Annotated in this window: 17 protein-coding genes; 11 read left to right on the top strand and 6 right to left on the bottom strand. The window is 70.5% G+C overall.

What is annotated here, in order from left to right; all coding sequences use genetic code 11:
- Window positions 1-121 precede the first annotated feature (121 nt).
- Both GA0115242_RS25060 and GA0115242_RS25055 read right to left on the bottom strand, forming a co-directional pair.
- Window positions 122-1,306: a trypsin-like serine peptidase gene (locus tag GA0115242_RS25060; RefSeq protein ID WP_093832284.1), complete on the bottom strand. Its 1,185-nt coding sequence runs from the start codon at window positions 1,304-1,306 to the stop codon at window positions 122-124.
- 179 nt (window positions 1,307-1,485) lie between these two features.
- Complete coding sequence (locus tag GA0115242_RS25055) at window positions 1,486-2,244, bottom strand: thioesterase family protein (RefSeq protein ID WP_093832199.1); 759 nt, start codon at window positions 2,242-2,244, stop codon at window positions 1,486-1,488.
- Between the two features lie 1,130 nt (window positions 2,245-3,374).
- Here GA0115242_RS25055 and GA0115242_RS25050 point away from each other — a divergent pair.
- The 4 genes from GA0115242_RS25050 to GA0115242_RS25035 all read left to right on the top strand — a co-directional run bounded on the left by GA0115242_RS25050 (window position 3,375) and on the right by GA0115242_RS25035 (window position 10,368).
- A complete protein-coding gene (locus tag GA0115242_RS25050; protein WP_093832197.1) occupies window positions 3,375-4,709 on the top strand; it encodes an aminotransferase class III-fold pyridoxal phosphate-dependent enzyme in 1,335 nt (444 codons plus the stop codon).
- A gap of 134 nt (window positions 4,710-4,843) precedes the next feature.
- Complete coding sequence (locus tag GA0115242_RS25045; RefSeq protein ID WP_093832195.1) at window positions 4,844-6,736, top strand: IucA/IucC family protein; 1,893 nt, start codon at window positions 4,844-4,846, stop codon at window positions 6,734-6,736.
- A gap of 83 nt (window positions 6,737-6,819) precedes the next feature.
- Entirely contained in the window at window positions 6,820-7,743 is a 924-nt protein-coding gene (locus GA0115242_RS25040) for a GNAT family N-acetyltransferase (RefSeq protein ID WP_093832193.1), read from the top strand.
- Between the two features lie 558 nt (window positions 7,744-8,301).
- Complete coding sequence (locus GA0115242_RS25035) at window positions 8,302-10,368, top strand: ATP-dependent DNA helicase (protein WP_237549290.1); 2,067 nt, start codon at window positions 8,302-8,304, stop codon at window positions 10,366-10,368.
- A gap of 150 nt (window positions 10,369-10,518) precedes the next feature.
- On the opposite strand, the gene lexA is transcribed toward GA0115242_RS25035, so the two are convergent.
- On the bottom strand, window positions 10,519-11,292 hold the full coding sequence (gene lexA, locus GA0115242_RS25030) for a transcriptional repressor LexA (RefSeq protein WP_093832191.1): 774 nt from the start codon (window positions 11,290-11,292) through the stop codon (window positions 10,519-10,521).
- Between the two features lie 648 nt (window positions 11,293-11,940).
- Between lexA and nrdR the strand changes: the two genes are divergently transcribed.
- Both nrdR and GA0115242_RS25020 read left to right on the top strand, forming a co-directional pair.
- Window positions 11,941-12,501, top strand: a complete 561-nt coding sequence (nrdR, locus tag GA0115242_RS25025) for a transcriptional regulator NrdR (RefSeq protein WP_093832189.1) — start codon at window positions 11,941-11,943, stop codon at window positions 12,499-12,501.
- A 160-nt stretch (window positions 12,502-12,661) separates the two neighbouring features.
- Entirely contained in the window at window positions 12,662-15,550 is a 2,889-nt protein-coding gene (locus GA0115242_RS25020) for a vitamin B12-dependent ribonucleotide reductase (RefSeq protein WP_093832187.1), read from the top strand.
- A 76-nt stretch (window positions 15,551-15,626) separates the two neighbouring features.
- Here GA0115242_RS25020 and GA0115242_RS25015 read toward each other — a convergent pair whose 3' ends face one another.
- Complete coding sequence (locus GA0115242_RS25015; protein WP_093832185.1) at window positions 15,627-16,160, bottom strand: TerD family protein; 534 nt, start codon at window positions 16,158-16,160, stop codon at window positions 15,627-15,629.
- Between the two features lie 158 nt (window positions 16,161-16,318).
- Between GA0115242_RS25015 and GA0115242_RS25010 the strand changes: the two genes are divergently transcribed.
- A complete protein-coding gene (locus GA0115242_RS25010) occupies window positions 16,319-16,924 on the top strand; it encodes a YdbC family protein (protein ID WP_093832182.1) in 606 nt (201 codons plus the stop codon).
- A 116-nt stretch (window positions 16,925-17,040) separates the two neighbouring features.
- Window positions 17,041-17,700, top strand: a complete 660-nt coding sequence (locus GA0115242_RS25005) for a histidine phosphatase family protein (RefSeq protein WP_093832180.1) — start codon at window positions 17,041-17,043, stop codon at window positions 17,698-17,700.
- A 797-nt stretch (window positions 17,701-18,497) separates the two neighbouring features.
- Here the strand turns inward: GA0115242_RS25005 and GA0115242_RS25000 are convergent.
- Window positions 18,498-20,054, bottom strand: a complete 1,557-nt coding sequence (locus GA0115242_RS25000; RefSeq protein ID WP_093832178.1) for an MFS transporter — start codon at window positions 20,052-20,054, stop codon at window positions 18,498-18,500.
- Window positions 20,055-20,238: 184 nt separating this feature from the next.
- Here GA0115242_RS25000 and GA0115242_RS24995 point away from each other — a divergent pair, with 184 nt between their 5' ends.
- From GA0115242_RS24995 to GA0115242_RS24985, 3 genes are all read left to right on the top strand, one after another.
- Entirely contained in the window at window positions 20,239-20,862 is a 624-nt protein-coding gene (locus GA0115242_RS24995; protein WP_093832176.1) for a TetR/AcrR family transcriptional regulator, read from the top strand.
- 81 nt (window positions 20,863-20,943) lie between these two features.
- A complete protein-coding gene (locus tag GA0115242_RS24990; protein ID WP_093832174.1) occupies window positions 20,944-21,645 on the top strand; it encodes a ribonuclease HII in 702 nt (233 codons plus the stop codon).
- Window positions 21,646-21,713: 68 nt separating this feature from the next.
- Window positions 21,714-22,328 carry a hypothetical protein gene (locus GA0115242_RS24985; RefSeq protein WP_093832172.1) on the top strand — a complete coding sequence of 205 codons (615 nt, stop codon included), beginning with the start codon at window positions 21,714-21,716 and terminating at the stop codon, window positions 22,326-22,328.
- Window positions 22,329-22,663: 335 nt separating this feature from the next.
- Here the strand turns inward: GA0115242_RS24985 and GA0115242_RS24980 are convergent, their stop codons facing one another.
- On the bottom strand, window positions 22,664-23,284 hold the full coding sequence (locus tag GA0115242_RS24980; RefSeq protein WP_093832170.1) for a hypothetical protein: 621 nt from the start codon (window positions 23,282-23,284) through the stop codon (window positions 22,664-22,666).
- Window positions 23,285-23,681 lie beyond the last annotated feature (397 nt).

Here is a 23,681-nt window from a genome sequence, read left to right as displayed (position 1 = left end):
CCTGCTCTGCCGCGTCGGAGGGCAGTCGCCTCTACGAAGCGCCGAAGGGTAGTCGTCCCCTACGAAGCGCCCGATCGGGAACCCTCAGCGGGGTTCGCCGGTCGGGCGCTTCGCCGTGGGGTCACTGTCCGGCGAACTTCCCGCTCACCGATTCGTAGACGCTCTTGGCCACGTCGCCCAGGCGCGGTCCGGCGAGCCAGCCCGAAGTCACCGGGCCTATTGAGGTGTTGGAGACCAGCGCGGGCTTGCCGGCCGACCCCGTCGCCACCCAGCCGCCACCGGAGGAACCGCCGGTCATGGTGCAGCCGATGCGGTACATCGTGGGGTCCGACGTGGCGATCGACAGCCGTCCCGGCCTGTCCTGGCACTGGTACAGCTTCTGCCCGTCGAACGGCTTCGCCGCCGGATAGCCGGTCGCGGTGACGGTCGAGACCTTCGGCACGGCCGGGGCGTTGAAGTCCACGGGCAGGGCCGCGCCCACCGTCTCCTCCAGCGACTTGCCGTCGCCGCCCTGTTCGGGCGTCACGTGGATGACGGCGAAGTCGTACGAGGCACCGTCGCCCCCGGTGGCGCCGCCCTTGGAGATCCACTGCTGCGAGGTCTGCGCGCCGTCGCCCCACCAGACGCCGTACGGAGCGACCTCCTCCCGGGTGGCGTTCTCCAACTGGGCCGCCGTACGGCCCGCGTCGTTGTACGACGGCACGAAGGCGACGTTGCGGTACCAGCCGCCCTTCTTGCCCGCGTGCACGCAGTGCCCCGCCGTCCAGACCAGGTTGGACTTGCCCGGATGCGCCGGGTCCGCGACCACCGTCGCCGAGCAGACCATCGTGCCCTCGGGGGAGTCGAAGAACACCTTGCCCGCGGTGGCCGCGTTGGCGTGGTAGCTCGGCGCGACGGCCCGCGCGGCCACCGCGGCGGGCGTCGGGTCGGTCACGCCCTGGTCGCCCGACAGATCGTTGGTGTCGACGCGCTGGTCCGGGTCCTCGGCGTCCCGCATCCGGTCCGGGTTCCAGAGGTTCTTGATGATGGGGTTGACGAACTGGTCCGCCTCCCGCAGCCAGTCGTCCCGGTCCCAGTTCTTCCAGGCACCGTTCTTCCACTTGTCGATGTCGATCCCGTGCTCTTTGAGCTTGTCCCGGATGTCGTCCGGGATCTTTATCTTGCCGTCGCTGTCGGTATCGGCGGCGCTCGCGGAGGCGGAGGCCCGGCCGTCCGCGGTGGTGTCACCCGAGTCGCACGCGGTGACGGTCAACGCCAGCACCGAGGCGAGCGCGAAGACGGCCAGAGACGGCCTGGTGGATCGCATGCTGTGAGTCCCCCTGAGATGTTCGGTTCCGAGGCTGTCCTTGTCGAACGGCATCACAGACTATGCGGTGGCTGTGGGGGCGTTCCCACGGAACCGCAACGGTTCGGCTACGGGCGTCCCGACGCACTCATGGACCCCTTGGTCGGCTCAGTCACCCCCTGGCCCCGTCACCTCTCAGGTCAGCCACCGCTGCCCGACAGCGGTCGTACGGTGAGGAGTTGTTCCGCGCGGCCGACCGGGCCGTGCACGTCGTGCAGCACGGTGCTGGTCAGCCCCTGCCCGGCCGGGCCCCAGGTGACGGTCGTGTCGAGTCCCGTCCAGGACCCGGTCGGACGCCGGTGCAGATGGACGGTCAGATCGACGTTCGGGAACATCCACTCCGTCGGCGGCTGCCGCACGGCGATCCCGTTGGCCGTGTCGACGAGCGCCAGGTACGAGGCGAGCGGCCCCACGGGCACGCCCGCGATCAGATCGAGCGGCGTCGAGATCCAGGCGGTCGTCCGGCCCGGGGTGGGCGCGCCGACCGGCCGGACGTCGACCGAGGCGATGTAACCCCCGGGCCACAGCTCGGACATGCGCCACGAATCGAGTTCCCCGGGTGGCGTGAGACGCGCGTCGGACCCGCCCGCGACGGCACCGGTGTCCCACTCGGCCAGCAGCCACGCCCGAGCCCTGACCACCGGCCGCCCGCCGATCCGCACGACGGCCTCGACCAACGAGATGGTCCGGCCCGGCCGCACGGTCTCCACCTCGATCTCGCACTCGTCGAGCCCGAGCCGCCCGAGGATGTCGTAACTGATCCGGGAGACCACCAGCCCCTGCCCGCTCGCCGCCGCGTGCTCCTCCAGGACATGGGCCACGAGCCCGCCCAGCGGACTGAAGTGCTGCTCGTCGGCGTTCCAGGCGCCGCCCGCGTGCGGGGTCGGCTTGAAGCGCATCTCATCGATGCGTTCGAAGTAGCTGCCGGGGGCGACGGATCCGGCGGAGCGGGCGGATCCGCCGGACCTTTCGCGGGTGTCGGGTGCGGTGTCCTTCGAGGAGTCGTGAGAGGCATCTGGGGAGTGAGCGTGGGAGGGGCCTTGGGAGGGGGTCTGGGAGGAGTCGCGGGAGGGGCGATAGGAGGGTCCCTGGGAAAGGCCCTGGGAAGGGCCTTGGGAAGGGCCTTGGGAGGCGGGCACGTTCGGTTCCCCTTCGATTGCGGACGTTCGACTGGACAACAGGAACCAGAGTGCCAAGCCCGTCTCCCGCCCCAGCAGGCGCCCCGGGACAGGAGACGGCAGCCGGGAGCACGGCGGGAGGGGAGACCGGCCGCATCGGCCGGTCAAAGGCTCGGCAAGGATCGAGGTGACCCGTAACCCGGTTCATGGTTCGGGGTTGCTAGCGGTGGGGGCGCGCTGGCATGCGCGGTCCCCGACGGTGGTGCGAAGCGGGGCGTGGGGGATGGGGGCGGGAGACACCGTGGCCCCTGCGAGACCTCGGCTCGCTCAGGGACGGCGGGAGGATCAGCAGCTGTGGCCGAGTCCACGTATCGGGGAGGCCCACCTGCCCGGCCCTGGACAAGTCCTGCCCCTGGCAGCGGGACTGGTTCCGCCGCCGACGTGAACCCATGGACCGGTTCTGCTGCTGACGTTGACTCCGGGGCGGGGGTCGGTGGTGTGGGCGTGGGTGGGGGCTTGGGCGCGGGTGTGGGCTGGGCCGGGTTTGGGGGAGGGGGCGGGGCCAGGGCCCGAGGCGACGGCGGGCCTGATGCCGGAGGTGTGGCCGGGCCCGGAGGCCAGGGCAAGCCCGGGGGTGAGTCTGGGCTCGGTGACGGAGGTGTGGCTGCGCTCCGAGGTGAGGCCGGGGCGGTCTCGGATTGTGGGGGAGGGGCCGACGTCCCAGATGGGGCCAAGGCGGTCTCCGGTCGCGGGAGCGGGGCCGGGGCCCGAGAAAAGGGCGGGCCTGGGTACGAAGGTGAGGCCGGGGTGCGAGGTGGGGCCGGGGCGGTGCTCGGTCCCGGGGTGGGGCCGAGGTGCCCGGTGGGAGCACGCCGGTCTCCGGTCGCGGAACCTGGTCGAGCCGACCCCTGATGGCCGCCGCGTCCAGGCCCGCGCCGGTCGACTCCTCGGGGAACCCGACCCGTCGGCCACCGCGCACACCGGCGGCGCGGGGGTACGCCGGTGCGCTGCCGATCGTGCCGGTCCGTGCCCGTGGCCTGACCGTCGAGGGCGCCGACGGCCGCCGCTACCTCGACTGCCTCTCCGGTGACGGAACCCTCGCCCTCGGCCACAACCACCCCGTCGTCCTGGCGGCGATCCGCGATGCCCTCGCCTCCGACGCCCCACTGAACGCCCCCGAGTCGGCCACCCCCGTCAAGGAAGCCTTTCTCTCCGAGCTTCTCCGCACCCTCCCCTCCGATCTCGCCGACGGCGCGCGCGTCCGCTTCTGCGCCCCCTCGGGCGCCCAGGCGACCCAGACCGCCCTCGAACTCGTCCGATCCGCCACCGGCCGGACCCCAGTGGCACTCTGCTTCTACGGTGGCGCCGACCCCGCCGACGCCCAACTCGGCACCTTGGCAGCCCTGTTCGTCGACCCACTGCGAGGTGGGAGCGACTGTGGCGGCGACCCCGACAACAGCAGCGCGGTCCTGGCCCCCAACTTCTGGATGCGCGACCTGCGGTACTTGGCGGCGGCCCGGTCCATCCCCCTCATCGCCGACGAGACCCGGACCGGCGTGGCCCGCACCGGCGCCTTCTGGGCGGTGGACCACAGCGGCATCACCCCGGACGTGATGGTCCTCTCCAGGGCCGTCGCCGCGGGCCTTCCGCTCTCGGTCGTCGTCCACCGCGACTCCCTCGACACCGAGCAACCGGGCACTCCCGCAGCCCCGTTCCGCGGCAACCAACTCGCCCTGGCCGCCGGAGCCGCCACCCTGGCCCACGTCCGCACCCACGGCCTGGCCACCCGCGCGGCTGCCCTGGGTGCCCGCATGCTCAGCCAACTCGACTCCCTGCGGGCCGAGTTTTCCTGCATCCGGCGAGTCCGTGGTCAGGGCCTGATGATCGACGTGGAGGTTCGGCCCCCGGAAGCCGACACCACGCCAGAGCCGACCGAGACCTTCGCCGCCCCCGCTGCTCCCGCCACCCGCCTCACCTCAACCCCCTTTCACCACTCTCACCACTCGCTCCGCGCGCGTCCCGGCGCTGAGGGAGACCCCGGCCTGGCCGTCGCCGTCCAGCGGGCGTGTCTGGAACGCGGTCTGATCGTCGGCCTCGACGGTCCCCGAGCCGACGTCCTACGCCTCCTCCCTCCGCTCACCGTCACCGACGAGCAGGCCGCCGCCGTCCTCGACCGGTTCGCCGACGCGGTGGCTTCCGTCTCCCACGCCCCGGCTGCTCCGGACGCCCGCTCCCCTTTCAGCTGAGCGGATCTCCCCACTCACGCGGCCCCCAACGCCTCCGCACCGACACCCCCCCCACATCGCTAGGAACCTCCTTGAACACAGCTCCCACCTCCAGCACGGACCCCACTGCCCCCACCGCCCCCACGGTGCTTGAGATGCCGGGACAGCACCAGCTACTCCTGCCTCCCGCCGAGGTCCCGCACCCCACGGATCTCCTGGCCGACCCGGACCCGAGCACCGCCGCGGGTGCCGCCGCCGTCGAGAACCTGCTGCGCTGCTGGGTGCGCGAGACGGACCTGCCGGCGCCCGAGCACGGCGACCCGCTCCGCGTCGAACTCCCGGCCAGCGCCACGGCTCTCCTGGTCCCGGTCCACTACTGGTCCCCGACCGGCGTGCACCGCTTCGGCCCACCCCGGCTCAGCGGTGCTCCCAGCCAGTCACCACCGGTCGACGCCGTCACCCTCGCGGCCCTCCTCGCCCGTGAGACGACGGTCGCCCAGCAGACGGCCGTGTCTCTTCCCGACTCCACCTCCACCCCGCCCTCCGCCTGGTCGTCCGCCTCCACTCCGGATCTGGTCGCCCGGGTCGCCGACTCCCTCCGCCGCACCACCACCTTCATCGCCGACCGCCGGGAACACCCCGCCGACGGCCCCGACCGCTTCCTCTCCGCCGAACAGTCCCTCCTGCTCGGACACCCCCTCCACCCGACCCCGAAGAGTCGCGAGGGCCTCTCCGACGCCGAGTCGGCTCGGTACTCGCCCGAATCGCGCGGGTCTTTCCCGCTGAGCTGGCTCGCCGTGGCCCCGTCCGTATTCGCGTCGGACTCCGCGTGGACGGAGCGCGGCCGTCCCGTCCCGGCCTCCCGACTCACCGAACGCCTCCTGCTGGACGGCGCCCCGATCGGGCACCAGGTCCCGGACGGTCACGTCTTCCTGCCCGTCCACCCCTGGCAGCTCCGCGAGGTCCGTCGGCGCCCGCCTATCGCGGCCCTGTTCGACGCGGGTCTGCTGAGTGACCTGGGTACGCTCGGCCCCTCCTGGCACCCCACCTCCTCTCTCCGTACCGTGCACCGCTCGGGCGCCCCCGCGATGCTGAAACTGTCGCTCGCCGTGCGGATCACCAACTCCCGCCGGGAGAACCTCCGCAAGGAACTGCACCGGGGCGTCGAGGTCCACCGCCTGCTGCGCTCAGGTCTGGCCGCGCGATGGCACTCCGTCCACCCGGATTTCGACATCGTCCGTGACCCGGCCTGGCTCGCCGTCGACACCCCGGACGGTGACCCGGTACCAGGACTGGACGTGGTGATCCGGCACAACCCCTTCGCCCCGTCCGACGACGTCCTGTGCGTCGCCGCCCTGACCGCCCTCCTGCCACCGGCACCCTCGACCGGCTCGACGGGGGCACGCCAGGAGCTGTCCCGGAGCACCCCGCGTTCCCGGCTCGCCGACCTGGTGACCCGCTTGGCCCTCCGCACCGGACGTCCCCGAGGGGCCGTCTCCGCCGAGTGGTTCCTGCGCTACCTGGAGAAGGTCGTCCGACCGGTGCTGTGGCTGGACGCGGAGGCCGGCATCGCGCTGGAGGCCCATCAGCAGAACACCCTGGTGCTGCTGGACCCCGACGGCTGGCCCGCGGGCGGTCGGTACCGGGACAACCAGGGCTACTACTTCCGCGAGTCCCATCGGGCCCGGCTCGACGCCCAGTTGCCCGGCATCGGCCTGGCGAGCGACACCTTCGTCCCGGACGCGGTGACCGACGAACGCTTCGTCTATTACCTCGTGATCAACAACGTCCTCGGTCTCATCGGTGCCTTCGGCAGCCAACGTCTGGCGGACGAGCGGCTGTTGCTCGCGGCATTCCGTCGGTTCCTCGCCGATGCCGTCTCGGGCCCGGCCCGGCTCCGCACCGCACTCGCCGATCGCCTGCTCGACTCACCCGTCCTGCGGTGCAAGGCCAACCTGCTGACCCGGCTGCACGGCCTGGACGAACTCGTCGGCCCGGTCGAGACGCAGTCCGTCTACGTCACCATCGCCAACCCCCTCCACTGCTGACGTCTGTCTCCAACTCCAGTCATTCGTCTGCCCTTTCACTCGGGGACCCCAGTCCCGACCCACCTTCCGAGAGGAGCGCCGCCGTGCCTCCCGCCGATGCCGACGCCGCCGTCGATCCGCACTCCACCCCTCCCACCTCTCCTTCCATCGCCTCCGACTCCTGTACGGCCGTGCCTGACGGCGGCGCAAGCACGGGCAACGAGGAGACTCTCGAACTGCGTCTGTCCGGCGAACTCCTCACCCTCTACGAGGCAGCAGCCGACCTTCGTACCCGAGAGACCCACCCAGGTACGCCCCGAGGGACCGGCCCAACCGTGCCCCACCCGGACGCGGCACACCCCGACGTGTCCTCCCTCAACGTGGCTTCTGCCGAGTTGAGTTGTTTCATCGGCGGCGCCCGCTCCACGCGCGCCGGGGCCAGCTCGACAACCTCCGACGACCTGCTCGACCACGTCGCACACTGGGACCCTGTTTCAACTCCCCTCGGCACCTTCGAACTTGTCCCGGTCCGCGTCGACCGGGACATCCCCTTGATCAGCCGCTGGATGAACGACCCCGCCGTCGCGGAGTTCTGGGAACTGGCCGGCGCTCCGGAGGCGACCGAGGAGCATGTCAGGTTCCAGTTGTCCGGAGACGGGCGCAGCGTCCCGTGTCTCGGCGTGCTGGACGGCACTCCGATGAGCTACTGGGAGATCTACCGCGCGGACCTCGACCCCCTGGCCCGGTGTTATCCCGCCCGGCCTCACGACACGGGCCTCCATCTCCTCGTCGGCGACGCCGCCGACCGAGGCCATGGAGTGGGCGGCGCGCTGATCCGCGCCGTTTCCGATCTCGTCCTCGACAATCGGCCCGCCTGCCCGCGAGTCGTCGCCGAACCCGACCTGCGCAACACCCCCTCTGTCTCCGCGTTCCTGACCGCCGGGTTCCGTTACTCGGCGGAGGTCGACCTCCCCGCCAAGCGCGCCGCCCTCATGATCCGAGAGCGTGCCCTCCGGCATCTGTTGTGACGCAGTGCGATTGCATCGTCGCAATGAGTCAAACGGGCGGCCGTGCCCGGTGGTTCCCCACCCGCAAAGTTTTTTCGCACCGGTCTTCGCACTCACCGGTCTCCGTGCTCACCGGACTGCGGGCTCACCGGACTCCGCGTCTCGTCCCGGAGTCTCTCCGCACGCCCCCCCCCGCAGGCCCGCCCGCCTTCGTTACCGGGTCCTCTCTGGACCCTGCCCCTATCCCCTGCCCCCTGCCCTCGGGGATTCCCCGACCCGGCTGCTCTCTGGTCGCAGGCGTCGGCCACCTCCAGCCCTGTCCTCTCCCGACCCGCCTCCCCCCGCCGGACCCATTCGTTTCCTGCCCCACCCGACCGGTTCGCGCCCCCGCGCTCAACGCCGCACCCGAGCAATCCGCAATGACCCAGTCGCGAGCCCGTAGCGACCCCGTACCGCCCCCTTTCCGCTCTCAACCGGTCCACTTCGGTCATCCGCCCGGACCGCCCGGTCCTGACTCCCGCCCCCTGCCTCAGCCTTGATCGGCCCGTTGTCAGTGTCGGGCCGTAGGGTGGTCGCGCTATGACGAAGCCCTCACTCCCCGAACTCCTGCATGCTGCCGTCGCCTCCGTCGGCGGCACGGAGCGCCCCGGCCAGGTGACCATGGCCGAATCCGTCGCGGAGGCGATCGACGACGGTTCCCACCTGCTGGTCCAGGCCGGCACCGGAACCGGAAAGTCGCTCGGCTATCTCGTGCCCGCGCTCGCGCACGGGGAGCGGGTCGTCGTGGCGACGGCCACCCTCGCGCTCCAGCGCCAGCTCGTCGAGCGGGACCTCCCGCGCACGGTCGACGCCCTCCATCCCCTGCTGCGCCGACGGCCCGAGTTCGCCATGCTCAAGGGCAGGTCGAACTACCTGTGCCTGCACCGTCTCCACGAGGGCATGCCGCAGGACGAGGAGGAGGGCCTCTTCGACCAGTTCGAGGCAGCGGCCCCCACCAGCAAGCTCGGCCAGGACCTGCTGCGGCTGCGCGACTGGTCGCAGGACACCGAGACCGGCGACCGCGACGGGCTGACCCCGGGCGTCTCCGACCGGGCCTGGGCGCAGGTCTCCGTCTCCTCCCGCGAGTGCCTGGGCGCGACCAAGTGCGCCTACGGCGCCGAGTGCTTCGCGGAGATGGCCCGTGAACGGGCGAAGCTCGCCGAGGTCGTCGTCACCAACCACGCGCTGCTCGCCATCGACGCCATCGAGGGCGCCCCGGTCCTTCCGCAGCACGAGGTGCTGATCGTCGACGAGGCGCACGAACTGGTCTCCCGGGTCACCGGCGTGGCCACGGGCGAACTCACTCCCGGCCAGGTCAACCGCGCCGTGCGCCGCGCGGCGAAGCTGGTGAACGAGAAGGCCGCCGACCAGCTCCAGACCGCTGCCGAGGGCTTCGAGCGGCTGATGGAGCTGGCCCTACCGGGCCGCCTGGAGGAGATCCCGGAGGACCTCGGGTACGCGCTGATGGCACTGCGTGACGCCAGCCGTGCGGTGATCTCCGCGATCGGGGCGACCCGCGACAAGTCCGTCCAGGACGAGGACGCGGTCCGCAAGCAGGCGCTGGCGTCCGTGGAGAGCGTCCATGACGTGGCCGAGCGGATCGCGAACGGATCGGAGTGGGACGTCGTCTGGTATGAGCGCCACGACCGCTTCGGCGCCTCCCTGCGGGTCGCCCCCATGTCGGTGTCGGGGCTGCTGCGCGAGAAGCTGTTCACGGACCGCTCCGTGATCCTGGCCTCGGCGACGCTGAAGCTCGGCGGCGATTTCAACGGTGTCGGCGCCTCGCTCGGGCTCGCCCCCGAGGGGACGGAGGGTGACGACGTCCCGCAGTGGAAGGGCATCGACGTCGGCTCGCCCTTCGACTATCCACGGCAGGGCATCCTGTACGTCGCCAAGCACCTCGCGCGCCCCGCGCGGGACGGCGACCGCGGCGACATGCTTGACGAGCTGACGGAGCTGATCCAGTCGGCCGGCGGCCGCACGCTCGGCCTCTTCTCCTCGATGCGCGCCGCCCAACTCGCCGCCGAGGAACTGCGCGTGCGCATCCCGGAGTTCCCCATCCTGCTCCAGGGCGAGGAGACGCTCGGCGAGCTGATCAAGAACTTTGCCGCGGACCCGCGCACCTGCCTGTTCGGGACGCTCTCGCTCTGGCAGGGCGTGGACGTCCCCGGGCCCAGCTGCCAACTGGTCGTCATGGACAAGATCCCGTTCCCGCGGCCGGACGACCCGCTGATGAGCGCCCGCCAGAAGGCGGTCGAGGAGAACGGCGGCAACGGCTTCATGGCGGTCGCCGCCACGCACGCCGCGCTTCTGATGGCGCAGGGTGCCGGGCGTCTGGTCAGGGCGTCCGGCGACCGCGGCGTCGTCGCGGTGCTCGACCAGCGCCTCGCCACGGCCCGCTACGGCAGCTATCTGAAGGCGTCACTGCCGGACTTCTGGTACACCACGGACCGTAACCAGGTCCGCAGGTCGCTGGCGGCGATCGACGCGGTGGCGAAGCAGACGGAGGCGGCGGCCGCCGTTCAGACCGGCAAGGAGACGGACACCGGAACGGGCGGCGACACCGACACCGACGCCGACACGGAGGCCGCTACCGGGACCGAGTGAGCGGAGGGGCGGCCGCCGGTCGATGGCGTCCGCCCCTTTCGCCCTCGCTGCGCGGGGTCACGGGACAGCACAGGACCCCGGAACCGGCGCAGAGGTTCCGGGGCCCGGTCAGGGAGCGATGCGGTGCCCAGGGCCCGCCCGCTGTGGCCGTCACACGCGACGCAGGACCGCCACGACCTTGCCGAGGATGGTCGCGTCGTCGCCGGGGATCGGCTCGTACGCCGCGTTGTGGGGGAGGAGCCAGACATGGCCGTCCTCCCGCTTGAAACGCTTCACGGTGGCCTCGCCGTCGAGCATGGCCGCCACGATGTCACCGTTCTCGGCGACGGGCTGGCGGCGGACGGTGACCCAGTCGCCGTCGCAGATGGCGGCCTCGATCATCGAGTCGCCGACGACCTTCAGCACGAACAGCTCGCCGTCACCGACCAGTTGCCGCGGGAGCGGGAAGACGTCCTCGACGGACTCCTCGGCGAGGATCGGTCCACCGGCGGCGATCCGGCCGACCAGCGGCACGTAGGACGCGGCGGGCTTCCCGGCGGTGTCGGTGGGCTGCGCCGACGACGCCTGGTCCGAGCCGCGCACCTCGTAGGCGCGCGGGCGGTGCGGGTCGCGTCGCAGGAAGCCCTTGCGCTCCAGGGCCATCAGCTGGTGGGCGACGGAGGACGTGCTGGACAGGCCGACCGCCTGTCCGATCTCCCGCATGGAGGGTGGGTAGCCGCGTCGTTGCACCGAGTCCCTGATCACCTCGATCACGCGGCGCTGCCGATCGGTGAGTCCGGAGCTGTCCGCCCGGATGCCAGGGGGTCGGCCCGGCAGCGAGCGCTTGTGCCCCTCGGGATTCATGTCGTTGATCGCATGCGCCGGCTCGAGTCGGCCCTGGGAGCGGTCCTGGGCAGTGATGGCACTGTCTGCGGTGGTGGTCACGTCGGCCCCTCTCGATGGTCTCCCTGGCTGGACAACGGTAGTTGCTTTCGAAAGGTTGCGCCAAACACACGTTCGAGTGAAAAAACGTGGATCCGCTGACTCGATCAGGATTCCGGGTGTATGGCTGACGCTCGATCCGACGGGCGGAGCGGTCCCTGGAGGGGCTTGCGGCTCGGCGCCCGAAGGCTCCGCCGATCGGTCTGTGACCTCGAGTATCGCGGCCCGGCGTGCCACCGGGCGCCCGGTGGGCCGGAGTGTGGGCCTCGCCCGTCCCGGAGCCCCACGGCCCCTCCTTGCCGCGCCCACGCTATCCCCGTACGCCCTCAGAGCGTCGCCCTGTCCGGCCGTGTCCCGCCCCGGGCCTCGCGGGCCGGGGCGGAGGGAACGTTCCGGCATCGAACGTGGAATCGCCCCGCTGAGGCCGTGCGGGCGCGTGAGGGCCCCTGTGGGGAGGGCCGACACGCGCGCGTACGGCGTGTTTATGTGGCTCGATCCCCACATCTAGTGGTTGGATTACGGAGGTGGCCCAGAAGTTGTGGTCCCCCGGGTCCGCGAAGCCTCGGCGATCGCCTATGCTGGGGTCTGCTTCGCGGAGTTCGGAACATCCGGCGAGGCCCATGAGTCTGCTGTGAGGAGGGTTGGGAGTTCATGCACTGCCCCTTCTGCAGGCATCCCGACAGTCGGGTCGTCGACAGCCGTACTACGGACGACGGCACGTCGATCCGCAGGCGCCGCCAGTGTCCGGACTGCACGCGACGGTTCACCACCGTCGAGACCTGTTCGCTCATGGTGGTGAAACGCTCCGGGGTCACCGAGCCCTTCAGCCGCATCAAGGTCATCAACGGCGTGCGCAAGGCGTGTCAGGGGCGGCCGGTCACCGAGGACGCGCTCGCCCAGCTCGGCCAGCGGGTCGAGGAGGCCGTGCGGGCCACCGGGAGCGCCGAGTTGACCACGCACGACGTGGGTCTGGCCATACTCGGTCCGCTGCAGGAGCTCGACCTCGTCGCGTACATGCGCTTCGCCTCCGTCTACCGGGCCTTCGACTCGCTGGAGGACTTCGAGTCCGCCATCGCGGAGCTCCGTGAAGAGACCCGACGCGCCGCCGCGGACGACGAAGACCGCGCGGAGACGGCGGCCGGGAACAAGAAGACCGACGGCGGGCCGGGTGGGACCGTCAAGGTCCCCGAGCCCGTCCGCGTCGCCGACTGATCGACGGACCAAAAACAGGGCGGATGCCCTGATTCTGTCGCGCGGCGAACCACGACTTGCCGCGGGCCGCCAAAGGCGTGTCCCGCGACATCAGACAGCACACCGTGCCACGGGAACAACGCGGCACTTCGGGGCGTTTCAGCCCGTACAGGGAGGCGGCATGACAGAGACGGCGAGCGGTCCGGCACGAGGTTCCCGAGCCAAGGGCACCAAGACGGCCAAGGGCCTGCGCATCGACCGCATCCACACCACCCCGGGCGTGCACCCGTACGACGAGGTGACGTGGGACAGCCGGGATGTCGTCATGACCAACTGGCGCGACGGCTCGGTCAACTTCGAGCAGCGCGGCGTCGAGTTCCCCGACTTCTGGTCGGTGAACGCGGTCAACATCGTCACCAGCAAGTACTTCCGCGGGGCGGTCGGCACCCCGCAGCGCGAGGTCAGCCTCAAGCAGCTGATCGACCGCATCGTGAAGACGTACCGGAAGGCCGGTGAGGACCACAAGTACTTCGCCTCGCCCGCCGACGCCGAGATCTTCGAGCACGAGCTGGCGTACGCCCTCCTGCACCAGGTCTTCAGCTTCAACAGCCCCGTCTGGTTCAACGTGGGCACCCCGCAGCCCCAGCAGGTCTCCGCCTGCTTCATCCTGTCCGTCGACGACTCCATGGAGTCGATCCTCGACTGGTACAAGGAAGAGGGCATGATCTTCAAGGGCGGCTCCGGGGCCGGCCTGAACCTCTCGCGCATCCGTTCCTCCAAGGAACTCCTCTCCTCCGGCGGCAACGCCTCGGGTCCCGTCTCCTTCATGCGCGGCGCCGACGCCTCCGCCGGGACGATCAAGTCGGGTGGCGCCACCCGCCGCGCCGCCAAGATGGTCATCCTGGACGTCGACCACCCCGACATCGAGGACTTCATCCAGACCAAGGTCAAGGAGGAGGAGAAGATCCGCGCCCTGCGCGACGCGGGCTTCGACATGGACCTGGGCGGCGACGACATCACGTCCGTCCAGTACCAGAACGCCAACAACTCGGTCCGCGTCAACGACGACTTCATGAGGGCCGTCGAGCAGGGCGCCTCGTTCGGCCTGCGGGCCCGGATGACCGGCGAGGTCATCGAGGAGGTCGACGCCAAGTCCCTCTTCCGCAAGATGGCGGAAGCCGCCTGGGCCTGTGCCGACCCCGGCATCCAGTACGACGACACGATCAACCGCTGGCACACCTGCCCGGAGTCCGGCCGGATCAACGGCTCGAACCCGTGCAGCGAGTACATGCACCTGGACAACACGTCCTGCAACCTCGCCTCCCTGAACCTGATGAAGTTCCTGGACGACGACGGCGAGGGCAACCAGTCCTTCGACGCAGAGCGCTTCGCCAGCGTCGTCGAGCTGGTCATCACGGCGATGGACATCTCCATCTGCTTCGCCGACTTCCCCACCCAGAAGATCGGCGAGAACACTCGCGCCTTCCGCCAGCTCGGCATCGGCTACGCCAACCTCGGCGCCCTGCTGATGGCGACCGGCCACGCCTACGACTCGGACGGCGGCCGCGCCCTCGCCGGCGCGATCACCTCCCTGATGACCGGACGGTCGTACAAGCGCTCCGCCGAACTCGCCGCGGTCGTCGGCCCGTACGACGGCTACGCGCGCAACGCCCAGCCGCACCTGCGCGTCATGAAGCAGCACTCCGACGCCAACGGCGAGGCCGTCCGCGTGGACGACCTGGACACGCCGATCTGGGCCGCCGCGACCGAGGCCTGGCAGGACGTGCTGCACCTCGGTGAGAAGAACGGTTTCCGTAACGCCCAGGCGTCCGTCATCGCCCCGACCGGCACCATCGGTCTCGCGATGTCCTGCGACACCACCGGCCTGGAGCCCGACCTCGCCCTGGTCAAGTTCAAGAAGCTGGTCGGCGGCGGCTCGATGCAGATCGTGAACGGCACCGTCCCGCAGGCCCTGCGCCGCCTGGGCTACCAGGAGGAGCAGATCGAGGCGATCGTCGCCCACATCGCCGACCACGGCAACGTCGTCGACGCCCCCAGCCTCAAGCCCGAGCACTACGAGGTGTTCGACTGCGCGATGGGCGAGCGCTCCATCTCCGCGATGGGCCACGTCCGGATGATGGCCGCGATCCAGCCGTGGATCTCCGGCGCGCTCTCCAAGACGGTCAACCTGCCGGAGACGGCGACCGTCGAGGACGTCGAAGAGGTCTACTTCGAGGCCTGGAAGATGGGCGTCAAGGCGCTCGCCATCTACCGCGACAACTGCAAGGTCGGCCAGCCCCTCTCCGCGAAGACCAAGGAGAAGGAGAAGACCGAGGTCACGGAGAAGACCGAGGCGGCCATCCGCGAGACCGTCGAGAAGGTCATCGAGTACCGCCCGGTCCGCAAGCGCCTCCCCAAGGGCCGCCCCGGCATCACCACGTCCTTCACGGTCGGCGGCGCCGAGGGCTACATGACCGCCAACTCCTACCCGGACGACGGTCTCGGCGAGGTCTTCCTGAAGATGTCCAAGCAGGGTTCCACCCTCGCGGGCATGATGGACGCCTTCTCCATCGCCGTCTCCGTGGGCCTCCAGTACGGCGTCCCGCTGGAGACGTACGTCTCCAAGTTCACCAACATGCGGTTCGAGCCGGCCGGTATGACCGACGACCCGGACGTGCGGATGGCCCAGTCGATCGTCGACTACATCTTCCGCCGCCTGGCGCTGGACTTCCTGCCCTTCGAGACGCGCTCCGCCCTCGGCATTCACTCCGCCGAGGAGCGCCAGCGCCACCTGGAGACGGGTTCCTACGAGTCCAGCGAGGTGGACGTCGACGTCGAGGGCCTCGCCCAGTCGGCGCCCCGGCAGACCGACCTGAAGGCCGTGGACGCCCCGCGCACCGAGGCGGCCAAGCCCGTCCCGCAGCAGGCCCACACCAGCGCCGAGCTGGTGGAGATGCAGCTCGGCATCCAGGCCGACGCCCCGCTCTGCTTCTCCTGCGGCACCAAGATGCAGCGCGCCGGATCCTGCTACATCTGCGAGGGCTGCGGCTCGACGAGCGGTTGCAGCTGACGGACAGGCACTGAGGGGAGGGTCACCGACACACGTCGGTGACCCTCCCCGTCGTCGCTCCCGGGCTCCCGAGGCGTCAGGACCGGCGGGTGCGGCCCATGACGCGGGCGAAGTCGGCGGGGTCGTCCTCGAAGCCCTGCACGCCCTGACGGAAGGTCCAGGCTCCGGAGTCGTCCCGCACGAACTCCGCCACCGTGGCCGCCGTCGACTGCGGGACCTGCCCGAAGTCGTCCTCGGCCAGGACGTCGTAGCCCTCGCGGACGCGCAGGGCGGGGTTGGCGACGCGGACGAACGTGCGCTCCCCGGCGCGCTGCTGGATGACGACGCCGACCAGCACGCGCGCGTAGCCGTCGCTCAGCCGGTCGAGTTCGAGCGACATGACCTCGTCCCAGCCGAAGCCCTTGCCGTCCTTGCTGTCCCGGCTGAGGGAGATGGTGCCGTCGGGGGAGCGGCTGTCGAAGTAGACCAGGTAGGCCGGATCGCCCTGCGGGTCGTTCGCCGCATAGGTGGCGGCTACGAGGTCCAGGTCGGTGGGCGGCTCTCCCGCCGGACTGGGGTCCCACTTCACCGCGACCTCGACCTTGCCGAGGCCCTTGTTGAGGCCGTTCACCAGACTTCCCCTTCCCCGTTCCCCTGTGTGCCGATCGGCGCGAACTGCCTTGCGGACAAGGCCGATTGTCCATCTTCCCACGCACCTGCGGGCCTGCGCTGCGCAGTTGTCCGCCAGAGCGTGACCGGCACCACGTTCGGGGGCCGTACGATGGCGCGGTGCTGGTCAAGTGGATGCGCTGCACCGTGGTTGACCGCCGCGGCTTCGAGCGAGGGCAGCGGAAATGGGCGGGGCTTCTGGGGGAGCCGGGGTTCAGGGGGCAGGGCGGGGGCTGGAGCCGACAGCGTCCTGGGGTGGCCCATGTCTTCGCGTTCTGGGAGAGCCGGGCCTTCTACGACTCCTTCATGGCCCGTTCCCACGACCGGCTGGCGGCCACACAGGCGGGCACCTTCAAAGACGCGCAGGTCAGGCTCTTCGACTACCGCTTCGACGTGAAGACCGGCTTCGAACCGCGTTTCACCGAAGCCGATCTGGTCCGGGTGGCGCTCTGCCGGATCCACGAGGAGCGCGTGGAGCACTTCACCCTGATGCAGGAGAAGGTCTGGAATCCGGCCATGGCCGGATCGCCCGGCATGATCCGCGGTCTGTTCGGGGAGGCGCCGGGCAACGAGTTCATGGTGCTGTCCATGTGGCAGGCCGCCGCCGAACACGGAAAGTACCGCACCGAGCGGGTGGAGCGGCTCGGTCTCCGGGCCCAGACCGAGGCCGACGTCGCCGCCATGACCGGCGACATCGTGGAACTCGAGCCGTCCTGGACGGTGTGAGGCCTGGCTGTGGAGCGGGTGACCCGTGAGGCCCGTGGGGCGGGAAATGTGTGACCTGCGCCGTACGGAGCCCGTAGGAGTCTTCGATCCGGCCTCCCACGATCTAGTGTTTTGGCATGGCACGACCACGGCGCATCGTTCTTGTCCGACACGGAGAGTCAACGGGCAATGTTGATGACACCGTGTACGAGCGTGAGCCCGACCACGCGCTCGCCCTCACCGACCGCGGCTGGCAGCAGGCCGAGGAGACCGGGAAGCGGCTGCGCGAGGTCTTCGGACGCGAGCGCGTCAGCGTGTACGTCTCGCCGTACCGCCGCACGCACCAGACCCTGCGGGCCTTCCACCTCGACCCCGACCGCATACGGGTCCGCGAGGAGCCCAGGCTGCGCGAGCAGGACTGGGGCAACTGGCAGGAGCGCGAGGACGTGCGCCTTCAGAAGACCTACCGGGACGCCTACGGGCACTTCTTCTACCGCTTCGCCCAGGGAGAGTCCGGGGCCGACGTCTACGACCGGGTCGGCGGCTTCCTGGAGAGCCTCTACCGCAGCTTCGAAGCGCCGGACCACCCGTCGAACGTGCTGCTGGTGACCCACGGACTCGCCATGCGGCTGTTCTGCATGCGCTGGTTCCACTGGACGGTCGACGAGTTCGAGTCCCTGTCCAACCCCGGGAACGCCGAGATGCGGATGCTCGTCCTGGGAGACGACGGCAAGTACGTCCTGGACCGTCCCTTCGACCAGTGGCGGGACCCGGAGCCGTACGGGGTCACTGGATAGGGTGATGTGCGGGGCGGTGGCCGGGCTCCCGCTGAGGCCCGGCCTTGCGGTGTCTCGCATGAGTCCTTGGATGGGCTTCTGGACGCGCCTCCGCGATGCCGGAGGATCACGGTCTGGGTCGGGCTCGTCAGCGCACCTGGTGCCGTTTTCGGGAGTGTCCATGCCCGGTTCCGGGGCGGGGCGGGGCGCTGGAACGCTCAGTCGGCCGGGCCGGGCCGGGCCGGGCCAGGCCAAGCCGGGCCAGGCCGGGCCGCTGGCGCGCCGGGGTCGGGGCGCGGGAGTATCTCCCGCCGCACGCTGAGCCTGCCGCCTTGTCACTCCAGGCCCCGTGAACGCATTCGGTGAAACACTCCGTGCTCGACGGGAACTCTGCGTGACCGCTCAGCCGTTGTCATGACATCCGCCGTGTGGAGTCCGAGACGGCGCACGGCGGATGCCACGGGTGAGATTTGGGGGTGGTGATGAGAGTCGATCTGTTGACGGCGGTGCTGTTGGGGCTGGCCGCGCTGAGTTCCCTGTGGGGGAGTGCCCTGCGGAGGGTGTCGACGACGCCGTTCCCGTCGCCGTCTGTGACGAGCGCGCCGTGTGTACCGACCTCGCTGCTGAGCCTGTCGCGCACGGTGTCCGCGGCGCCGGGCGTGCCGTCGGGACGCCCCGGAACGTTCTTCGACGGCTTCGACGGCTTCGACGGGTCCGGTAGGTCCGGCGATTCCGGTAGGTCCGGCGGGTCTGGTGAGCCCGCCAGATCTGCCAGGTCCGCCAGATCCACCAGGTCCGTCGAGGTGCCCCCGGGTGTGTCAGCCCGCCGGCGCCCCCGCCGCCTGGGCCGTACCGGCGAGTGCGTCCAGGTCGCTCTTGCGGACCCGGATCACGAACCAGGCGGTGGCCAGGGCGAGCACCGCCATCGCCGCCGCGGGGATGAAGGCCGCCGAGATGCCGTGGGCGAGCACGTCGTGGCCCCAGGGCGCGGGCAGTTGACGCGTCTTGGCGAACTCGGCCTTCTGCTCAGCGGAACCGTCCGCGAGGAACTTCGGAAGCTGCTTCTGCACCTCGTTCTTGCTGGCCGTCCCGAACACCGTCGTCAGGATGGACAGACCGAGCGAACCACCCACCTGCTGCATGGTGTTGAGCAGCCCGGAGGCCGCGCCCGCCTCGTGCGGGCCGATGCCCGAGACCGCGGTGAGGGTCAGCGTCACGAAGTTGAGGCCCATGCCGAACCCGAAGACGAGCATCGGGCCGAGCACCCCGCTCACATAGGTGCTGTCCGAGCTGATGAGCGCCTGCCAGGCCAGTCCGGTCATCGCGAGCGTCGAACCGGCGATCATGAACGGCTTGGGTCCGAGCACCGGCAGGAACCGCTGCGAGAGCCCCGCGCCCAGTGCGATCACGACCGTGACCGGCAGGAAGGCGAGACCTGCCTGGATCGGGCTGTAGCCGAGCACGTTCTGCACGAACAGCACGATGTAGAAGAACATCCCGAACATCGCCGCGGCCAGGCTCAGCATGATCACGTACGTGCCCGAGCGGTTGCGGTCGGCGAACATCCGCAGCGGGGTGATCGGATCCGCCGCCCGGGACTCGATCCGCACGAAGGCAACGAGCAGCACCAGGGCGGCCGCGAAGGACCCGATGGTCAGGTCGTCCCGCCAGCCCTCGTCCGCGGCGCGGATGAAGCCGTAGACAAGGGCTGCCATGCCTGTGGTCGAGGTCAGGGCGCCCAGGATGTCGAAGCGCCCGGTGTGCCGTTCGGACTCGCTGATGTACAGCGGCGCGAGAACGGCGATCAGGACGCCGATGGGGACGTTCACGAACAGGACCCAGCGCCAGTCGAGCCACTCGGTGAGCATGCCACCGGCGAGCAGGCCTATGGCACCGCCGCCCGCGGAGACGGCCGCGAAGACGCCGAAGGCCCGGTTGCGCTGCGGTCCCTCCGCGAACGTGGTGGTGATGAGCGCCAGCGAGGTGGGCGACGCGATGGCGCCTCCCATGCCCTGGAGGACGCGTGCTGCCAGCAACTGCCAGGGTTCCTGGGCGAGTCCGCCGAGCAGCGACGCGAAGGTGAACAGCAGGATGCCGGTCATGAAGACCCGGCGGCGGCCCAGGATGTCGCCCGCCCGGCCGCCGAGCAGCAGCAGGCCGCCGAAGGTGAGTGTGTAGGAGCTGACGACCCAGGTGAGGTCGGTGGTGCTGAAGTCGAGGGCGTCCTGAATGTGTGGGAGCGCGATGTTCACAATCGTCGCGTCAAGCACGACCATCAACTGGCAGGCCGCAATCACGGCCAGCGCTATGCCGGGGCGTCCGCTCCGGCGGGCGGCTCCGGGCTTCTGTTCCTGGATCGGAGGAGAGGTGGTCACTGTGGATCCCCCACGGGTGAGTTAGTGAACGCTTGCGTTCACTGGCGCGCTTCACGGTAGTGAGTCCGCAGTAGTGAACGCAAGCGTTCACTTGACTTGCCGTCATGCGGCACATCCCCCCGGTCGCCGCCCGCGTCTCCGATCTCCCCGAACTCCCCCTCCTCTGTCCGCTGGAGAAACTCAGATGGTTACCCCGCGATGGACGGCCGCCCCCGCTCAGGCGGCCTCCTCCCGCAGGCGTGGAGCCGTGCTCGAACGCGCGATTCTCGACGCCGCGCTGGAACAGCTCAGCACCGTCGGCTGGAGCGGCCTCACGATGGAAGGCGTCGCCGCCGGCGCCCAGACCGGCAAAGCCGCTGTCTACCGCCGCTGGCCATCCAAGGAGGCCCTCGTCGCCGACGCGCTGCGGGTCGGACTGCCGTCGTTCGAGGACGCCCCCGACCTCGGCAGTGTCCGCGAGGACCTGCTCGCTCTCTGCCGGGCCGCGCGTGAGGCGATGTACTCCCGTCCGGGCTTCGCCGTTCGGTCAGTGATTCACGAATGCGATCCGGCGGAGGCGGAGCAGTTCCACGGCGTCATCTTCGAGGGGATCGTGGAACCTACGGTGAGGCTTCTGCGGGAGGTGATCAACCGGGGGATCGCAAGGGGTGAGGTCCGCTCCGATGCGGCCGACGACCACGTCTTCGACGCCATTCCGGCCATGCTGATGTACCGCTCGAAAATGTACGGATGCGAATGGAGCGACCGTGAGCTGGAGGAGATGGTCGACCGCTTCGCCCTTCCCTTGCTGCGGCCGGGCGTCGGCTGAGCCCGCCTCGTGACGACGGTGGCCGCGCGCGGGGAGGTGGGGTGTCGCGGGGCTGTCCCGGCGGCGTAGGCTTAGTGCGCCATGCCGTACGAACCACCCACCCACACCGTCGAGCGCTCACTGCGCGCCACGACCGGGGCGAAGATCATTGCCGGTGTCGACGAGGTGGGGCGCGGCGCTTGGGCCGGACCCGTCACCGTCTGCGCGGCGGTCACCGGACTGCGTCGACCCCCCGAAGGCCTCACCGACTCCAAGCTGCTGACCGTGCGGCGCCGCGACGCGCTGAACCTTCAACTGCGTGAGTGGGTCACGTCGTTCGCCCTCGGACACGCTTCACCCGAGGAGATCGACGAGCGGGGCATGACGGCGGCGCTGCGTCTGGCGGCCGTGCGTGCCCTGGAGTCCTTGCCGGTTCGTCCGGACGCGGTCATCCTCGACGGGAAGCACGACTACCTCGGATCGCCCTGGAAGGTCCGCACGGTCATCAAGGGTGACCAGTCGTGCGTGGCCGTCGCGGCGGCCTCGGTGATCGCCAAGGTTCAGCGCGACAAAATGATGGCCGAACTGGGTGTCGACCATGCAGACTTCGGTTTTGCGGACAACGCCGGGTATCCGTCACCCGTGCACAAGGCCGCACTGGAGGAGCGGGGTCCCACCCCGCACCACCGCTTGTCATGGGCGTATCTTGATGCGCTGCCCCAGTGGCGGCACCTCAAGAAGGCCCGCAGCTGGGCGGACGGAAGCGCTCCGGAGATCGAGGGCCAGCTCGGCTTCGATTTCTGACGATTCCGCTCGCACTCATGTGCTACCTGCTGACGCGAGCCGCACCAGTGTTTGATACAAATCAGCCCATGCCTCTCATTCCCGAGGAGCCTCAGATTCACGAGAGTGCCCAGGGTCCCCGCACCGCGCCGACCCCTCGTCCCGTACCCGGCCCCCGCCCCGCGGCTCCGCCGCGTCCCGGTCGTCCTGGTCCGCTCCGGCCCACCCCGCCGGTGCAGCGCACGTCGCGAGACGCGACGGCGGCAACCCCCGGACCCTCGGGTCCGGCGGCCGCCTCCGCCACGGCTACGGCCACCCCGCAGATCCAGCTGATCCCCGCCTCGGCGGACGGCGCACTCGACGCCGCCGAAGAGGCCGTGGACCTCCTGCTGGACTCCGGGCGAGCCCCCGGCGACGTCCTGGTCGTCACCACCGGAGAGAAGCACCCGTGGGCCACCCACGAGCTGTCCTTCGGTGAAACCTCCTACTGGGCGCAGCACGACGCGCGCGACGACGTCTTCTACACGGACGCCGCCGTCGTCGAGCGGGCCGCGAAGCGTCCCGTGGTCGTGGTCGCAGTCAACGGCGGTCCCGCCACGGTCGCGTCCACCGTTCTGCCGCTCGCCCGCGCCCGCGCGGGCGCCCTGTTGATCGTCTGCGGAGACGCGCAGCAGATCAACTCGGCGCTGAACAAGAGCGCCTGAGTCCGCTCCGGTCGTCCCGCGAGGGCGTCGGAGAGGTGAGGCACTGGCGTCGCGACGCCGAGCACGGTGGGCGAACCGGCCTGCCCGCGCGCGCAGGCGTGGCCGGTTCCCGAAAGGGCGGCGCCCTTTTCGGTCGTTGCCGGTAAGCCTGTCACTCCTGCGGGTCCGCGGGGGCGCGTTCGTCGGATTCCGTGCGGCGGACCCACGGCGTCGTCGCACGGAGGCGTACGGAGTCGCTGCGGAGAACCGGCGCGGCGTCTCCGGGATCGTCGCGGGGGACGGTCAGCGGGCCGTCTGGTGTGCCGCGCGCGGGGCACGGCACGTCGGCGGTCTGCTCAGCGGGCCGCGGCGCGGCGCAACACGTCCGAGGCGGCGCCCCCCGTGCGGGGTGACGGGGGCGGCGACTCGGACAGCTCGAAGGGCTCAGGTGCCGAGTCCAGATTCGGGCGACGCCCGCCACGGCCCTCCCCGAGAACCTGCCAGCCGTCCCGGGTCAGCGTGATGTACGCGCCGCAGCGCAGACCGTGCAGCGTGCAGGCGTCACGCAGACCCCACATCCACGCGCCGTCCTCCTCGGTCCACCGCGCGTCGCCGTCACGGCAGTACAGCAGCACGGCGGTGCGGACGGGGGTGCGGCGGCGCAGGTCGTGCGGGATGACCCGGCGCAACTGCGCGAGGAGTGCGTTGCGGAACACCCAGCCGTCGGGCGGAACCGGGCGGCGGGTGAATGAGGCGCTCGCGCGCAGCCGTTCGTCCTGATCCAGTACCGCGACGACGGCCGTCGCCGGGCCGGGGTGGTGCCGTGAGTGGAGCCCGCTGACGACCTCACGCGGGTTGCGCAGCAGCGGGATTCCGGCGGCGGCCCACTCGGCCGGCTCCAGCATGCGGGCCAAGGAGGTGGAAGCGGCGGACGTCGACATGGATGCCGCGGAGGACGGAGCAAGTCCGAAGGTCACGGTCCTCCCTTCGGCTACGCGCCCACACTGCGGGCGGGGTCGGAATCGGGGGAAGCGCACGCCGCAGCAGAGCCCTACCGGACCACGGACGGGCCGTGCGGGGAGTGGAGTTCAATTCTTGCTGTCGAACTTGGATGCGGCAACGAGCAATTGAGGCTGACGACCGGAATGCGATGGTTCGCGGGGTATATCCCCACCCGATGTGTCCTGGGACGACGCCTGGGATGCTCGTTCACCTCACGTTCGGACACCGTTGGGACATCCGTCGCCCAGGGCGTTGCGGGCGGCCTGCCGGGAGAGCGCGGGCGCGGGCCTGTCCCGGTCGGCGGGAGAGCGGTGCGGGTGTGACCCACGGGATGGGCGGGTTCCGTGGGGCGAGCGAGCCATGTCGGGCGAG

It is taken from the genome of Streptomyces sp. SolWspMP-5a-2 (genome assembly GCF_900091845.1).
Taxonomy (GTDB): Bacteria; Actinomycetota; Actinomycetes; order Streptomycetales; family Streptomycetaceae; genus Streptomyces; species Streptomyces doudnae.
Note: the sequence above shows the minus strand (reverse complement) of the source record. Positions and strands in the feature narration are given on the sequence as shown.

What these genes read in the sequence shown, in the direction of transcription:
- GA0115242_RS25035 (WP_237549290.1), top strand. Translation starts at nt 8,302, where the DNA reads ATGACGAAGCCCTCACTCCCCGAACTCCTGCATGCTGCCGTCGCCTCC.
- GA0115242_RS25055 (WP_093832199.1), bottom strand. Translation starts at nt 2,244, where the DNA reads ATGCGCTTCAAGCCGACCCCGCACGCGGGCGGCGCCTGGAACGCCGAC.
- GA0115242_RS24990 (WP_093832174.1), top strand. Translation starts at nt 20,944, where the DNA reads ATGCCGTACGAACCACCCACCCACACCGTCGAGCGCTCACTGCGCGCC.
- GA0115242_RS25050 (WP_093832197.1), top strand. Translation starts at nt 3,375, where the DNA reads ATGGCCGCCGCGTCCAGGCCCGCGCCGGTCGACTCCTCGGGGAACCCG.
- GA0115242_RS25060 (WP_093832284.1), bottom strand. Translation starts at nt 1,306, where the DNA reads ATGCGATCCACCAGGCCGTCTCTGGCCGTCTTCGCGCTCGCCTCGGTG.
- GA0115242_RS25005 (WP_093832180.1), top strand. Translation starts at nt 17,041, where the DNA reads ATGGCACGACCACGGCGCATCGTTCTTGTCCGACACGGAGAGTCAACG.
- GA0115242_RS25020 (WP_093832187.1), top strand. Translation starts at nt 12,662, where the DNA reads ATGACAGAGACGGCGAGCGGTCCGGCACGAGGTTCCCGAGCCAAGGGC.
- GA0115242_RS24985 (WP_093832172.1), top strand. Translation starts at nt 21,714, where the DNA reads ATGCCTCTCATTCCCGAGGAGCCTCAGATTCACGAGAGTGCCCAGGGT.
- GA0115242_RS24995 (WP_093832176.1), top strand. Translation starts at nt 20,239, where the DNA reads ATGGTTACCCCGCGATGGACGGCCGCCCCCGCTCAGGCGGCCTCCTCC.
- GA0115242_RS25045 (WP_093832195.1), top strand. Translation starts at nt 4,844, where the DNA reads ATGCCGGGACAGCACCAGCTACTCCTGCCTCCCGCCGAGGTCCCGCAC.
- nrdR (WP_093832189.1), top strand. Translation starts at nt 11,941, where the DNA reads ATGCACTGCCCCTTCTGCAGGCATCCCGACAGTCGGGTCGTCGACAGC.